The following is a 14238-nucleotide window of genomic DNA, read 5'->3' as shown; positions in this document are numbered from 1 at the left end:
TATCGCATTTTCTTCACGCGAACCGGTGTCCATTTCGCTCGAAAATGCTCTAGAGCCGGATGATTTCAGGCGGGATCATCAAGTGATCCCATCTGACATCTGAATCCGTCTCTCATCTAAAAGTGAGAGCAGGATCGAAGCGAAAAACCGGCTCCCACTTTTTCGCATCCTGTTCTGGCAGATCGCTCGCGCCAACGCGAAACGGGGCCCGCGAGGGCCCCGTTTGCATATCTGTCTCAGGCTTCGAAGGCTTCAGGCCTTGGCGCCGTCATAGAGCTCGGCGACGTAGTCCCAGTTCACCAGGCTCTCGAGGAAAGCCTTGAGATAGTCGGGACGGCGGTTGCGGTAATCGATGTAGTAGGAGTGCTCCCAGACGTCGACGCCCAGGATCGGGGTCGCGCCATGGACCAGCGGGCTCTCGCCATTCGGGGTCTTGGAGATGGCGAGCTTGCCGCCCTTCACTTCCAGCCAGGCCCAGCCCGAGCCGAACTGGCCGACGCCGGCGGCGACGAAGTCTTCCTTGAACTTCTCGACCGAGCCGAAGGAGTCGACGATCGCCTTCTCCAGCGCGCCCGGCAGCTTGCCGCCGCCATTGGGCTTCATCCACTTCCAGAAGTGCAGATGGTTGTAGTGCTGGCCGGCATTGTTGAACACGGCCGGGTTCTTGCCAAACGAGGCCTTGACGATCTCCTCGAGCGACTTGCCCTCGAATTCGGTGCCCTTGATCGCGTTGTTGCCGTTGGTGACATAGGCGAGATGATGCTTGTCGTGGTGGAATTCCAGCGTTTCCTTCGACATGAAGGGCTGAAGCGCGTCATGGGCGTAGGGCAGATCGGGAAGGGTAAAGGACATTGTTGCCTCTCCTTGGGCTGTCAAATCGCTTGAACTGAGAATGGCTTTCCGGTGAACGGTTCGAGCCGGGTCGCCTTGGGGGAGCGGCCCGCCACTCCATACGCTAGTTAAGCCTCCACCTCGCCATGGGCAACCGCTTCAGCGGGGGGCTGGGCCATGTCTTGAGAACGGGCGCGCCTCATTGACGCCCGATTCATCGTCCTATCCGGGCGCGTTATCGAAACGCTCTCTTATTCAATGTGTTAGAAGATGGCTGGAATGCCTGTGCCATCGTCGGCCATTTCGGCCGTCTTGTCAGGAACGCTGCATTGATCACGATCTTCATCTTGCTGGGCCTTGCTTTCCTCGGTGGCGGCGCTGCGGCCATCGTCGATGGCTGGCCCTATCTGGTGCTCGAGCGCGGTTTCACCGAAGTGATCATCGGTGCGATCGCCGCGACGGCCGGCCTGCTCATGCTGATGCTGTCTTATGTATTGGTCGAGATCCGCCGCGTCAGGACGAACCTTTCCAACGCCGTGCTGGCAGCATCGCTCGCTTCGATGGCCGGCGGCGAGCCGGTTCCCGCTGAAGGCGCTGCCCATCGGGGCCAAGGGACTGCGGGGATGACTGCGGGGGCGGTTGCGGGGCTTGGCCTGGCGGCAGGAGCCGGCGCAGCCGTGATTGCCGGCAGCGCGGCGCATGCGGCGCAGTCGGGCGTCTCGCCTGAGGCGGAGCCGGCTGCCGAGCATGAGCCTGATTTCTTCGGCGAGCTGCTCGCGCATGAGGAAGCATCGTCGACGGCGGCGGCAGCGGCTGCAAGCTCGGCTCCATTTGACGCACCGAAAGCGGCCGAGCCGTCGGAAGCGGAGCCCGCTGCGGCTGAGGAGCAAGCGAAGGAGTTCACTCCCGAGGCGGCGGATGGGGACAAGGCCGTGTCGATCGCTGAAGCTGAGCCGTTGCAGGCCAAGGCTTCGACCGAGGCCGAACCGCACGGTTCCGCGCAGAGCGATCTCGAAGGCTCTTTCGAGGAGTTGTTGCGCTGGCCGGAGCCGGAGCCCGAGCCGCGATCCCGCGAATCTGCCGCTTCGAGCATGACGGGGCTCGATGACGAGTTCGGCGCCTTGCGTGACAGCCTGTCCAAGCGCTTGCAGTTCGGCGAGCCAGGCGCGGCCTCCGCATCGGCCGAGACGGAGACCCCGCTATCGGCAGTTCGCGATCCAGAGGCGATCGAATCCGCTGCCGCCTGGATGGCGCCGCCCTCGCGAAAGCACGATTCCTGGTTCCCCGATGATGGCGATGCCCATGATCATGCGCAGGGTTCAGCCCCCGCTCCCGCCGAGGCTCCGCAGAGCGAGGCCGAGCTGCCGCCATGGCCGCCTGTGACGCATGGTGTCGACGTGCCGGCGCAAGAGCACGGGCATGAGCACGAGGCCGAGCCGGCTGCGGCGAGCGAGCAGCTCGAAGACGAGGCGGGCGAAGATGATGCCGCGTCGGCCAAACCCGGCGAGGAAGCTCCCGGCGAGGAAGTTCCTGACGCGGAAGCTTCCGCTGCCGCGCCACCGGCGGCCTCGGATGAGGGCATCGTCGGCGCCTATCAGGTCGGCGACGCGCATTTCACCATCTTCGCCGATGGCTCGATCAAGGCGCGCACGCCCGATGGCGACTACAAATTCGCCTCGATGGACGAGCTGAAGATCTATCTCGCCAGCGAGAAGAGCCGCCTCGGCGTCTGATCAGGCTTCCGGCCCACCCGATTTGGGCCAGCCTTCTCCGACGGCCTGGATCGCGAAAGCATAGGAGAGGGCGGTTTCCTTCAGCGAATCGAAGCGCCCGGCCGAACCGCCATGGCCGGCCTCCATATTGGTGTGGAGCATGACCGGGCCGCCCCCGGTCATGGTCGCGCGCAGCCGCGCCACCCATTTCGCCGGCTCCCAATAGGTCACGCGCGGATCGGTGAGGCCGCCCATCGCCAGGATAGGCGGATAGGCCTGGGCCTTGACGTTGTCATAGGGCGAATAGCTGCGGATCGTCTCGAAGGCTGCGACATCGCGGATCGGATCGCCCCATTCCGGCCATTCCGGCGGGGTCAGAGGCAAGGTGTCGTCGAGGATCGTGTTGAGCACGTCGACGAAGGGCACCTCGGCGAGGATGCCGGCGAAGAGGCTCGGGGCCATGTTGGCGACGGCGCCCATCAGCATCCCGCCGGCGCTGCCGCCCTGCGCCACGATGCGCCCGCGCGCCGTGAAGCCCGCCTCGGTGAGCGCCTCGGCGGCGGCGATGAAATCGGTGAAGGTGTTGGTCTTCTTGTCGCGCTTGCCGTCGAGATACCAGCGCCAGCCCTTGTCGGTGCCGCCGCGCACATGGGCGATGGCGTAGACGAAGCCGCGATCGACCAGGCTCAGGGGCCGTGTCCGGAACGAGGCCGACATCGCCGAGCCATAGGAGCCATAGCCGTAGAGCAGGCAGGGCGCCGAGCCGTCGAGCTTCGTATCCGCCCGGTGCAGCAGGGAGATCGGCACCTTGGCGCCGTCCTTGGCTGTCGCGAAGATGCGGCGCACGCGATAGGCCGCCGGGTCATGGCCGGACGGCACCTCCTGCCGTTTCAGCAGGGTGCGCTCTGCGGTCGCCATGTCGTAATCATAGGTCTCGGCCGGCCGCGCCATCGAGGCGTAGATGAAGCGCAGGCTGTCGGTCTGGAATTCATAGCCGGCGTCGAGGCCCAGGCCATAGGCCTCCTCATCGAAGGCGATCTGGCTCTCGCTGCCGCAGGCAAGGTCGCGGATCACGATGCGCGGCAGGCCGTCCTCGCGCTCAAGCCGGATCAATCGGCCCGCGAGACAGAGATGGCTGAGGATCAGCGTTCCCTGCCGATGCGGCACGAGATCGCGCCATTGCTCGGGCCCGGGCGAGGCGAGGGGGACGGTGACGATCTTGAAGTCCTCGGCGCCGTCAGTATTGGTCAGGATCAGGAACGCATCGCCGTGATGCTCGACACTGTATTGGCGGCCCAGCAGGCGCGGGGCGATCGTCACCGGCCGCGAATCGGGCAAAGCGAGATCGACGACCCGGATCTCCGAGGTCTCGTGATCGCCGATCGAGATCAGCAGGAAGCGGCCCGACTGGGTTTCGTCGATGTCGACGAACATGCCGGCATCGCTTTCGTCATGCAGCAATTCATCGCTCGCAGCATCAGTTCCGAGACGGTGCCGGAAGACCTTGGACGGCCTGTGGTCGGCATCGAGCCGGACATAGGCGAAGGAGCGTGAATCGCGCGCCCAGACCATCTCTCCGGTTGTATCGTCGATACGGTCTTCCAGATCCTGGCCGGTGGCGAGATCGCGGATCCGGATGCTGTGCAATTCCGAGCCGGCCTCGTCGGCGCTCCAGGCGAGCAGGCTGTGGTCGGGGCTGTGGCTGGCGTCGCCGAGGTCGAAGAAATCCTTGCCTTCGGAGAGGGCGTCGGCGTCGAGCATGATCTGCTCGCGCGGCTTGCTCCCGGCTTTGGCGTTGCGCGGCTTGCGGCAGATCAGGGGATGTTCGCCGCCCTTGCGGTAGCGCGAATAATACAGAAACGGACCGTCGGGCTGCGGCACGCTGGCGTCGTCTTCCTTGATACGCCCGCGCATTTCCTTGACGAGCGCGCGCTGCAGCGGGCGCGTCGGGGCCATCAGCGTCTTGCAATAGCTGTTTTCGGCTTCGAGATAGTCTCGAATGTCCTTCGGCAGCGCGTCCGGGTCACGCAGCACATCTTTCCAGTTGGAGGCGCGCAGCCAGCCATAGTCGTCGCGAAGTTCCACGCCATGGACGGTCTTCGTCTGCGTGCGGATCTCGGCCCGCGGAGGCATGATTCTCCGGCGCGATGAAGACGTTAAAATGTTTTCTGAATATTTCGCTGCGCTCATTGAAGGCACCATGATCCTCTGTCGCCGATGACTGGTAGAGATGGTTGTCATATCTGACAAGACAACCATGGCGAGCGCTAATGCACGTACCTGCATAGTGCCGAGCGCCACTGCATTTAGGCCCGCTGCGATATTGCTTGCCCGCGATCGTATTCGTGCCGCTTCATTCACTTGCGGTGTCGTTGAGTATCGACTACATGACTATCTGGTCGATCCGCTTGGGATGATTCTATGGCTGCAGGTTCTTGACCAACCGCAGGCCGTTATCAGCGTAGGCATCAGCGCCTTGACCGGCGTGGGCGATCAGGCAAGGCCTTGGTCCAAGAACACAAAAGGAGTGATGCTATTATGACTGATAATGACGGTTCGGATTTCATCGAGCTGACGGCTGACATCGTGTCGGCCTATGTCTCGAACAATTCTGTTCCTGTGTCCGAATTGCCTGCTCTGATCAGTGATGTGCATGCTGCGCTGAGCCGCGTTGTCGGGGGAGCCGCTCCGATCCTGCCGGCGGAGGCGCCCAAGCCCGCGATTCCGGTCAAGAAGTCGATCACGGCCGATTACCTGATCTGCCTTGAGGACGGAAAGAAGTTCAAGTCGCTGAAGCGCCATCTGCGGACGCAATACAACATGTCTCCGGAGCAGTACCGCGAGAAGTGGGGCCTGCCGCCCGATTATCCGATGGTCGCCCCCAACTACGCTGAAGCGCGCTCGCAGCTCGCCAAGAAGATGGGCCTCGGCCAGCAGCGCCGCAAGCGCCGCTGAGACGACGGCGCCTCGGCGGCCGGCTGCGCCCGGGTGCAGCGCGCTCGTCCTGGAGTTCAGAAGGCCGCCGGCTTGCCGGCGGCCTTCTGCATGCCGGCATTGGCGAGGCGAGCACGGTGAAGATGAGAGTTATAGTGCAGCGTCTTGTTCCACGACGCGTTTCAAGATCGGCAATGTCGAGCGCCAATAGAACTCGACATGCCTGAAACCCGTTTCAGGCCCGATGGACCAGTCCTTGCCCTGACGAAGCGGCGACGGCGGTACGTCCTGCTCGACCTCCAGCAGAACCTGGTCGCCTTCCGGTATGATCTTGAACGTGACCGTGGAGTAGGATGACGGAACATCCGGAAGGCCGGAGATGCGTGACCAATAGGCGTATTGCAGCAGGTCGTATGGCTCGGCGCGGATGACGCGCCCTTTGTCCCTATAGCGCTTTTCCCCGATCCTCGCCGTTATCGCGATCGGGCTGCCGATTTGCCAGTCGGTCTCGAAGTCGGCGTTGCGCCATGTCTCCCCGGCCCAGGAAGCAACCAGGGCAGCCCAGACCTTCCGAGGGGCCGCGGTGATGCGGATCGATTGATGAACCGTGTGACGATTTCTTTGGGGGGCGTCTTCGGCCATGGCTTGGGGATGCTTCGTAGGCGTGAGCTCATAGAGGTCGGCATATGTCGAGAGAATGGCCGGATCGACCCTGGCGATCGATACACGGCCTCATCGGCGCTCGGCTCGAACGGATCGATTCAGGGTGTCCGTCGCTCGCGCCACCAGTCGGCGAACTGATAGCTCCAATAGGTTGCCTGTACGGCGGCCGTACCGAAAGGGCCGCCGTTCCAGACGAGGCCGAAGGGCTCGAACAGGGTGTGGCGGTCGCTTGTGCCCAGAATGCCCTCTGCGACGACGCGCCCGCCGATTGCCGTCGTATTGAGGCCGTGCCCACCGAAGCCCATGCAATGCCAGACACCGGGCCCGAGCCGGCCGATCTGCGGCATCAGATGCCGCGCATAGGACATCAGGCCCGACCAAGCCATCTCGATCTTCAGCTCCGCAAGCTGCGGATAAGTCGCGATCATCGTCCGGCGTAGCAGCGCTGCGAGATCGCGCGGCTCGCTGGTCCGGGTGGTGATGCGCCCGCCCCAGAGCAGGCGCTGTCCGTCCTCGACCAAGCGGTAGTAATCCCCGGCACGGCGGTCGTCGCTGACGGCGGCGCGCGTGCCGATGACCTGCGCCAGCGCATCGGGCGCGGCTTCGGTCGTCAGCACATAGGTTGCGATCGGCAAATGGCTGGCGCGCAGCTTCGGCACCAGCCCGTCGGTGTAGCCGCCGCAGGCAATCACGACATTCTTGGCCGTGACCGATCCGCCCTCCGTGGCGACACGCTTCTGCGCACCCGACAGATCGGCCGAGACGACGCGGGCATCCTCGATGACCAGCCCGCCCAGCGCCTCGATCGCGTCGGCGAGCGCGCGGGCATAGTTCAGCGGATGGATGTGAAAGGAATTGGGATCGAACAGGGCCTGATGATAGCTCGGCGAGCGCAGCACCTCGCGAACCTGGTCCCGGGGCCAGAATTCCACGTCGTAGCCGAAGTCGCGCGCCAGCCGCTCTGCCGTCCGCTGCAGCCTGTCGCCGGCGTCGTAACGTACGGCGGCGACCTTGCCCGGAAGGGGGGCGACGCTGTCCGTCACGCCGAGGTCACGGATCGTGTCGGCGACGATGCGCAGGCCCTCGATCGAAAGCCTGTGCAGAGCGCGGGCCTTGTCTTCGCCGATCGCGCCGGCGATCGAGGCGTAGCCGCGCGAATAGCCCGTGCCGACGAAGCCGCCATTGCGCCCCGACGCGCCCCAGCCGACGGCTTGCGCCTCCAGTACCGCGACCGAACGTCCGGCGCGGGCAAGTTCGTATGCGCAGGTCAGCCCGGCCAGCCCGCCGCCGACGATGCAGGTCTCGACCTCGACAGGTCCGCGCAGGGGAGGCCGGCCGTGCCTCGTCGCAATGGTGCGAGCATAGAAGGTGTCGGGATAGCTCGGCATGAGGGTGCCGGTGCTCCTGTCGCGGGAGGGGGGCCGCTCAGGCGGCCGGGCTGCGGTCGTTGTCGGTTTTGAGGCGGCACTCAAGGAAGCGGCTGTAGGAGCCCATGTCATGACTGAACACGGCATGGACCACCGCCGCGCAGGCATAGCATTCCATCGGACGCTCATATCGACGAAACGCTAGAGCAGGATGCGAAAAAGTGGGAACCGGTTTTTCGTATTGATCCGGCTCTAGTGACCGATTCCCGGCTGACGATCACGCGGATAAACTGATTGAATGGCGGTTTGTGAAATTCGATCCTCAAACACGCCCCCAAAAGCGTCGGGCAACGGCCGCTGCATAATCGGCGCAAAGCGAATTCTTCGTTTGTGCCGGCAATCGGGCCTCAGGTCGCGATGTGAGGCAGGGCGTTCGTACCGTGCAGATAGAGCCGCATTTTGATGTCCTGGTTGTGGTTGCCGAAGCCGCGGCCGAAAATGTTGACCCCTCCCGGCCGACCCTCCTTATCGTCGATGCCGATGCGCAGCCGGATTGAATGGTGGCGATCAAGGTCGAGATCGGTCGTCGCGATATCGCTGAGCTTGCGCTCGCCGAGGAAGGTGCCTTCTGCGGTGATACGCCAGGTCGTCAGGATGCCGTATTGGGAACCTTCCAGCTTCCACCAGGGCGGCGTATAGGTTCCGCGGCGATCGCCATAGTCCCCGGGACATGTCCAGGTGCCGACCTTGCGCTCGTTGATCCAGAGGCTGATGTCGGACGGCCAATCGGCATTGGTGCCGGGCACCTCCGACGACATCTCCATCTCGAATTCGAGTGCCGCGATCGCCCGATTCAGCACTTTGGCGTTGTTCGGGAATTTGTATTCGACATAGCCCCGGCCGAACCAGATCAGTGCGGCCTGCACCCGGCGCGGATCGAGGAACAGCTCCGGCACGTCGAGCACGCCGAGAATGCGCTCGGTCGAGCAGAGCCCGCAAGGCGCCGACACGTTGGAACTCGTATAGAGCCCGAGCGGCATTTCGACCTCGACGATGTTGTGGTCGCGGCTAGGGTCGTCGGGATCAAGATTGACGACGATCTCGGAATAGCGCGCGGCGCAAATCTTTTGCTGCCCTTTTGCTGCCTTGCCGAGCGAGGTCGAGATCAGCTCAGCCTCTTCGAGCACCTGGACATTGGTCGCAATCGTGGATTGCGGCAGGCCTAGCGCCTCGGCGATCTGGTTGATGTTCTTCGGTCCCTGCCGGTTGAGCAGTCTCAGGATGCGCAGCCTGACCGGGGAGGCTAAGCCGCGCAGCACCTGATATTGGCGGTCCGCGTTGACGACGAGGAAGCCAAGGTCCTGCCGGCCCTCGGCGCGCGGCGCCCTGCTGCCATTGCTGCGGCGTCCGCGATGCAGTGATGGCGGGTTCTCGTTCATCCTTGCGAGCGCCGTTCCGTCAGCTTTCGAGCCTGATCACATTCCACGAGGCCGGTTGCAATTCCAAGGTGATCTCATCCGATTTGGTCGAGACGCCCTTCAATGTCGCCGGTTTGACCTTAAGCGGCTCCTTCTTGCTGTTGACCGCCTTCAGATCGCTGTGGCGCAGCTCTGTTGCCTCGGCGACCTTGAGCTTGCCGAAGCCGCGCGCATTGACCGTGACGTCGAGACCGCCTTCCAGGTCGCGGTTGAGCAGGAAGAGCGAGACGCCCTTGTCGTCGCTGACCACCGACGCCTTCAGATAGGGCGCTTCAATCGGATAGTAGAGGTCCTGCTTGCCGCGCGGATCGAAATAGGAGGCCTGGTAGCTTTCGGATTTGACGATCGCCTTGAGCACGGTCCCGCGCCCAAGCCGGCTCATCTGCGCGAAGGGCCAGAAGATGGTCTGGCGCCAGGCCGGGCCACCGGTTTCGGTCATGATCGGCGCGATGACGTTGACGAGTTGTGCGAGGCAGGCGGTCTTCACGCGGTCGGCATGATTGAGAAGCGAGATGCAGGCGCCGCCGAAGACCAGCGCGTCCTCCATGGAGTAGATCTCCTCGAGGATCGGCGGCGCCACCGGCCACCCTTCCTTGACGCGGTCGGCCCGCACGCGCCGCGTCCGATACCACACATTCCATTCGTCGAAGCTCAGCATGATGCGCTTGTCGGAGCGGCGCCGCGCAGCAACGGCGTCCGAGATTGCGACGACCTCCTCGATGAACTGATCCATCAGGTCGGGGCTGGCGAGGAAGGCCTTGGTATCGCCGGCATAGTTGTTGAAATAGGTGTGCAGCGAGATGAACTCGACCTGATCGAAAGTGTGCTCCAGCACCTCGTCTTCCCAGCGGCCATAGGTCGGCATGTTGCGGCCAGAGGAGCCGCAGGCAGCGAGCTCGACCGACGGGTCGATCCAGCGCATCATCTTCGCCGCCTCATACGCGACGCGCCCGTATTCCGTCGCCGTCTTGTGCTCCATCTGCCAGGGGCCATCGACCTCGTTGCCGAGGCACCAAAACTTGATGTCGTGCGGCTTCTTCCAACCATGTCTGATGCGCAGATCCGACCAGGCGCTCCCGCCGGGATGGTTGCAGTATTCGACGAGGTTGCGCGCCGCGTCGCCGTCGCGCGTGCCGAGATTGACGGCGAGCATGGGCTCGATCTTCGCCGCCCGGCACCAGTCCACGAACTCGTTGGTGCCGAAGCTGTTCGGCTCAGTGGTGAACCAGGCGAGGTCGAGCCTGGCGGGGCGGTCTTTGACCGGGCCGACCCCGTCCTCCCAATTGTAGCCGGAGACGAAATTGCCGCCCGGATAGCGCATGATCGTCGGGCCGAGCTCCTTGACGAGATCGAGCACGTCCTTGCGGAAGCCGCGCTTGTCGGCGCTGGGATGGCCGGGCTCGTAGATGCCGCCATAGACGCAGCGGCCCAGATGCTCGACGAAGGCGCCGAAGAGCCGCGGATCGGTGTCGCCGATGGCGAAGGCGCGGTCGAAGGTGATGCTGGCTTTTCTCATGACGTGGCTCCAGGTGTAGCAACGGCTTTGCGAGGATGATCGGCACGGAAGGCCCCGGCGCTGTCGGGCGTGAGCACGGCGTCGCGGAGTTGGCGGGAATAGGGATGCGTCGGGGCCGAGAGCACGGCGCGCGCTGGCCCCTGCTCGACCACCACGCCCTTCTGCATGATGATCAGCCGGTCGCTGATGTAGTAGGCGGTGGCGAGGTCGTGGGTGATGTAGACGATCGACAGGCCAAGCTCGTCGCGCAGCCGGCCGAACAGGTTGACGATCGACATGCGCAGCGAGGCATCGACCATCGAGACCGGCTCGTCGGCAACGATCAGGCGCGGCTTGGCGACGAGCGCACGGGCGATGGCGACGCGCTGGAGCTGGCCGCCGGAAAGCTCGTGCGGAAACCGCCCCCTGATTTCGGCCAGCGACAGCCCGACCTGCCTGAGCGCCCCGTCGGCTTGCTCCTCGGCTGCGCTCTTGCCCGAGGCTCCGCCGAAACGTTCGGCGGTCATGAACAGATAGCGGTCGAGCTGCTTCAGCGGATTGAACGCCTCGAACGGGTTCTGGAAGATCGGCTGGACCTCGGCCATGAAGGCGCGCCGCTCATAGGTTTCGACATCGCGCCCCCCGAGCCGGACCTGGCCGGAGCTCGGCGTGTGGATGCCGAGGATCATCCGTGCCAGGGTCGACTTGCCGGAGCCCGACTCGCCGATCACGGTGAAGATCTCCGGCTTGTTCGTTTCGAGCGCGAAACTCACCTCCTTCACCGCCTCGACGCGTCGCGTCGAGAACAGCCCGCCGCGCGAGAAGCTCTTGCTGACCCGGTCGATCTCGATGAGCGCGCTCATGCCGCCATCCCCGGATTGACCACGTGACAGGCGACGCGATGGCCGGGCAGCGTCTCGACCATGGCCGGCACGGTTACTGTGCAGACGGGCATGGCGAGCGGGCAGCGCGGATGGAAGCGGCAGCCTGGCGGCGGAGCAGCGAGGCTGGGCGGCGTGCCTTCCAGACCCTCGCGCTGCTCGGTATCGCCGATACGCGGCAGACTGCCGATCAGGTGTCGCGTATAGGGATGCAGCGGGCGCGCGAAGATCTCGGGCGTCTCGCCATCCTCGACCAGCCGCCCGGCATACATGATGCCGAGACGGTCGGTCAGCGCCGCATGCACGCCCATGTCGTGCGTGATGAACAATACGCTCGAGCCCATTTCGCGCTGGATCGTGCGGATCATCCCCAGCACGTCCTTCTGTACGACCACGTCGAGCGCCGTCGTCGGCTCGTCGGCGATGATGAAATCCGGCTTGCAGATCGTCGCGAGCGCGATGGTAACGCGCTGGCGCATGCCGCCGGAGAGTTCGTGCGGATAGGCGGCAAGCACGGAAGGATCGAGCTTGACGCGCTCGAGATGCGCTGCCGCCCTGGCGTCGAACTCGGCCCTGCTGCCGCCGAGATGGCGCCAGGCGAAATCGCGGAAGCTGTATTTGATCCGCCTGAGCGGGTTCAGCACATTCATCGAGCCTTGCATGATGTAGGAGAGGTGCCGCCAGCGAATGGCGCGAACCACCTCCGGCGGCGCCCGGCCGACCGCATCCCAGCCCGGCAGGAAGGAAAAGCGGGCGGAACCACCGACCATTTCGAGCGGCGGCTTCAGCAGCCCGGCGATCGTCTTGATCAGCGTCGTCTTGCCGGAGCTGGACTCGCCCGCCAGGCCATAGATCTCGTTGCGGTTCACATCGAAGGTGACGCCGTCCACCGCCCTGACCTCGCGGTTGACGCCGAAATAATGGGTGCGAAAATGCGCCTGCAGGTCGCGGACCTGCAGCACCGGCACCGGATCGGCCGCGTCACTCATCGGCTGCCTCCCATCCGGGCCAGGCGGCTGCGCGGGTCGATGTATTCGTTCATCGAGACGGCGAGCAGGTATAGGCCGACAAAGGTCATCACCACGAGCGCGATGGGAAAGGCGATCCACCACCAGATGCCGGCGACCAGCGCCGTGTGCTGGTTGGCCCAGTAGATCATCCCGCCAATGGTCGGCGTGTTGATGTCGGTGAAGCCCAGCACGGCAAGAGTGACCTCGATGCCGATCGACCAGTTCATGTTGTTCATCGTGGTCGAGAACACGATGGGCAACACGTAAGGCAGATGCTCGCGCGCCAGGACCTCGTGTGTCTTCATCCCCGAGAAAATGCTTGTCTGGGTGAATTCGCGCGTCTTGAGGCTGAGCGCGACCGAGCGGATCAGGCGGGCGTCATAGGCCCAGCCGAGGCAGGCCATGATGGTGGCGAGCAGCGGCGTCGACATCGAATCGCGCAGCACGAAGTAGAACAGGATCAGGATCGGGAAGAGCGGGATGATGATGAAGGTGTCGTTGATCGACATCAGCACCCGGTCGATCCAGCCGCCGCTGTAGCCGGCGAGCAGCCCGACGACGAGCGCGATCACCCGTGACAGCACCGCGACCATGATGCCGAAGAAGAGCGTGTTGCGGATCGCTGCCGTGAGCTGCCAGAACACGTCCTGCCCGCGCGAGGTCGTGCCGAGCCAATAGGCGGTGGACGGCGGCAGGTCGGGCGGCACGACATAGACGTCGCCCGCCGGATAAGGTAAGACGACGGAGAGCGCCGCCATCACCACCACGATGCCGACGAGCACCAGCCCGATCCGGAATTCGAGATTGTAGCGGATGAGATCGCGCAGGATGGCCAGCATCAGCGCAGCTCCACGCGCGGGTCGATCAGCGGGTAGAGCAGGTCGATGACCAGGACGCCGACCGAGACGGCGATAATCGAGACGGTGGTGACGCCGAGCACGAGGCCGTAGTCGGCGGCATAGACCGCGTCGACGAGGAGGGTGCCGACGCCGGGATAGCCAAAGACCTTCTCGGTGATCACGGCGCCGTTGAAGATGCCGCCGAGCGACATGGCGAGGCCGGTCACCTGCGGCGCCAGCGCGTTGCGCATGACGTAGGAGCCGAGCACCCGGCGGCTGTCGAGCCCCGCGGTCTCGGCATAGACGACATAGTCCTCGGTCACGATGTTCGACACCAGCGAGCGCATGCCGAGGAACCAGCTGCCGAGGCCGATCAGGATGAGCGAGAGCGCCGGCAGGACCGAATGCCGGGCGACGCTCGAGACGAAGGGCCAGTTCCAGCTCTGCTGCAGGTTCATCGCCGACCCGCCGGTGATCGGCAGCACCGGCCAGAGGAAGCCGAAGATGATGAGCAGCATCAGCGCAACGATGTAGTAGGGGATCGGATGGACGCCCATGGCGACGACGCCCATCAGCTTCAGCGTGCGGTTACGCTGGTAGTAGCCGGCGAGCCCCCCGAGCAGATTGCCCAGCACCCAGGTGATCAGCGTCGAGACGATCAGCAGCCCCGCCGTCCAGGGCAGCGCCCGGCCGATCAGGGTCGAGACCGGCGTCGGGAAGGCGGAGAGGGAGGGGCCGAAATCGCCCCGCAGGACCCGGCTCCAGAAGGTGACATACTGTTCGGCCAGCGTCCCCTTGAGCCCGTAGAGCTCTTGCAGCGAGGAGCGCATCGCCGCGATCGCCTCAGGCGCAGTGCTGCCGAAGGAGGTCACCGCCGCGATCGATTGCTCCACGGGATCGATCGGCGAGGCATGGGTGATCACGAAGGCGAGGTTGACGCCGATGAAGACGACCACGACGAACTGGACCAGCCGTTTCGCGAAATAGGCGGAATAAGCGCTCATGCGATCCCGAAAGCTCCACCGGTC

Annotated in this window: 12 protein-coding genes; 2 read left to right on the top strand and 10 right to left on the bottom strand. The window is 64.4% G+C overall.

Features of this window, described 5'->3' with window-relative positions:
- Nucleotides 1-252: 252 nt before the first annotated feature.
- Nucleotides 253-852 carry a superoxide dismutase gene (locus tag BMZ97_RS11905; protein WP_069690232.1) on the bottom strand — a complete coding sequence of 200 codons (600 nt, stop codon included), beginning with the start codon at nucleotides 850-852 and terminating at the stop codon, nucleotides 253-255.
- A 308-nt stretch (nucleotides 853-1160) separates the two neighbouring features.
- On the opposite strand from BMZ97_RS11905, the gene BMZ97_RS11900 reads away from it, so the two are divergent.
- On the top strand, nucleotides 1161-2564 hold the full coding sequence (locus BMZ97_RS11900) for a hypothetical protein (protein WP_092169338.1): 1404 nt from the start codon (nucleotides 1161-1163) through the stop codon (nucleotides 2562-2564).
- Here BMZ97_RS11900 and BMZ97_RS11895 read toward each other — a convergent pair whose 3' ends face one another.
- Nucleotides 2565-4676, bottom strand: a complete 2112-nt coding sequence (locus tag BMZ97_RS11895) for a S9 family peptidase (protein ID WP_092169335.1) — start codon at nucleotides 4674-4676, stop codon at nucleotides 2565-2567.
- Between the two features lie 405 nt (nucleotides 4677-5081).
- Between BMZ97_RS11895 and BMZ97_RS11890 the strand changes: the two genes are divergently transcribed.
- The gene (locus BMZ97_RS11890; RefSeq protein WP_092169332.1) at nucleotides 5082-5498 is read left to right on the top strand and encodes a Ros/MucR family transcriptional regulator; all 417 of its coding nucleotides are present in this window, start codon (nucleotides 5082-5084) and stop codon (nucleotides 5496-5498) included.
- Nucleotides 5499-5627: 129 nt separating this feature from the next.
- On the opposite strand, the gene BMZ97_RS11885 is transcribed toward BMZ97_RS11890, so the two are convergent.
- The 8 genes from BMZ97_RS11885 to BMZ97_RS11850 all read right to left on the bottom strand — a co-directional run bounded on the left by BMZ97_RS11885 (nucleotide 5628) and on the right by BMZ97_RS11850 (nucleotide 14214).
- Nucleotides 5628-6119 carry an SRPBCC family protein gene (locus tag BMZ97_RS11885; RefSeq protein WP_092169329.1) on the bottom strand — a complete coding sequence of 164 codons (492 nt, stop codon included), beginning with the start codon at nucleotides 6117-6119 and terminating at the stop codon, nucleotides 5628-5630.
- Nucleotides 6120-6238: 119 nt separating this feature from the next.
- Nucleotides 6239-7528: an NAD(P)/FAD-dependent oxidoreductase gene (locus tag BMZ97_RS11880; protein ID WP_092169326.1), complete on the bottom strand. Its 1290-nt coding sequence runs from the start codon at nucleotides 7526-7528 to the stop codon at nucleotides 6239-6241.
- Nucleotides 7529-7914: 386 nt separating this feature from the next.
- Complete coding sequence (locus BMZ97_RS11875; protein WP_092169323.1) at nucleotides 7915-8946, bottom strand: ArsR/SmtB family transcription factor; 1032 nt, start codon at nucleotides 8944-8946, stop codon at nucleotides 7915-7917.
- 19 nt (nucleotides 8947-8965) lie between these two features.
- Complete coding sequence (locus BMZ97_RS11870) at nucleotides 8966-10501, bottom strand: arabinosylfuranosidase ArfA (protein WP_092169320.1); 1536 nt, start codon at nucleotides 10499-10501, stop codon at nucleotides 8966-8968.
- Nucleotides 10498-11343: an ABC transporter ATP-binding protein gene (locus BMZ97_RS11865; protein WP_092169317.1), complete on the bottom strand. Its 846-nt coding sequence runs from the start codon at nucleotides 11341-11343 to the stop codon at nucleotides 10498-10500. Before BMZ97_RS11865 ends, BMZ97_RS11870 begins: the two co-directional genes overlap by 4 nt.
- Entirely contained in the window at nucleotides 11340-12350 is a 1011-nt protein-coding gene (locus BMZ97_RS11860; RefSeq protein WP_092169314.1) for an ABC transporter ATP-binding protein, read from the bottom strand. The genes BMZ97_RS11865 and BMZ97_RS11860 overlap by 4 nt, the downstream gene beginning before the upstream one ends.
- Nucleotides 12347-13210, bottom strand: coding sequence for an ABC transporter permease (locus tag BMZ97_RS11855; RefSeq protein ID WP_092169311.1), 864 nt, complete (start codon nucleotides 13208-13210; stop codon nucleotides 12347-12349). Before BMZ97_RS11855 ends, BMZ97_RS11860 begins: the two co-directional genes overlap by 4 nt.
- Nucleotides 13210-14214 (bottom strand): ABC transporter permease, encoded by a 1005-nt coding sequence (locus BMZ97_RS11850; RefSeq protein ID WP_092169308.1) that lies wholly within the window; start codon nucleotides 14212-14214, stop codon nucleotides 13210-13212. The genes BMZ97_RS11855 and BMZ97_RS11850 overlap by 1 nt, the downstream gene beginning before the upstream one ends.
- Between the last annotated feature and the right edge of the window lie 24 nt (nucleotides 14215-14238).

The organism is Allobosea sp. OK403 (assembly GCF_900113835.1).
Lineage (GTDB): Bacteria > Pseudomonadota > Alphaproteobacteria > Rhizobiales > Beijerinckiaceae > Allobosea.
The sequence above is the reverse complement of the archived record's forward strand: the minus strand, read 5'-3'. Positions and strand labels throughout refer to the sequence as shown.

Coding starts and splice junctions, on each gene's coding strand:
- BMZ97_RS11905 (WP_069690232.1), bottom strand. CDS start 852: ATGTCCTTTACCCTTCCCGATCTGCCCTACGCCCATGACGCGCTTCAG.
- BMZ97_RS11895 (WP_092169335.1), bottom strand. CDS start 4,676: ATGCCTCCGCGGGCCGAGATCCGCACGCAGACGAAGACCGTCCATGGC.
- BMZ97_RS11890 (WP_092169332.1), top strand. CDS start 5,082: ATGACTGATAATGACGGTTCGGATTTCATCGAGCTGACGGCTGACATC.
- BMZ97_RS11885 (WP_092169329.1), bottom strand. CDS start 6,119: ATGGCCGAAGACGCCCCCCAAAGAAATCGTCACACGGTTCATCAATCG.
- BMZ97_RS11880 (WP_092169326.1), bottom strand. CDS start 7,528: ATGCCGAGCTATCCCGACACCTTCTATGCTCGCACCATTGCGACGAGG.
- BMZ97_RS11875 (WP_092169323.1), bottom strand. CDS start 8,946: ATGAACGAGAACCCGCCATCACTGCATCGCGGACGCCGCAGCAATGGC.
- BMZ97_RS11870 (WP_092169320.1), bottom strand. CDS start 10,501: ATGAGAAAAGCCAGCATCACCTTCGACCGCGCCTTCGCCATCGGCGAC.
- BMZ97_RS11865 (WP_092169317.1), bottom strand. CDS start 11,343: ATGAGCGCGCTCATCGAGATCGACCGGGTCAGCAAGAGCTTCTCGCGC.
- BMZ97_RS11860 (WP_092169314.1), bottom strand. CDS start 12,350: ATGAGTGACGCGGCCGATCCGGTGCCGGTGCTGCAGGTCCGCGACCTG.
- BMZ97_RS11855 (WP_092169311.1), bottom strand. CDS start 13,210: ATGCTGGCCATCCTGCGCGATCTCATCCGCTACAATCTCGAATTCCGG.
- BMZ97_RS11850 (WP_092169308.1), bottom strand. CDS start 14,214: ATGAGCGCTTATTCCGCCTATTTCGCGAAACGGCTGGTCCAGTTCGTC.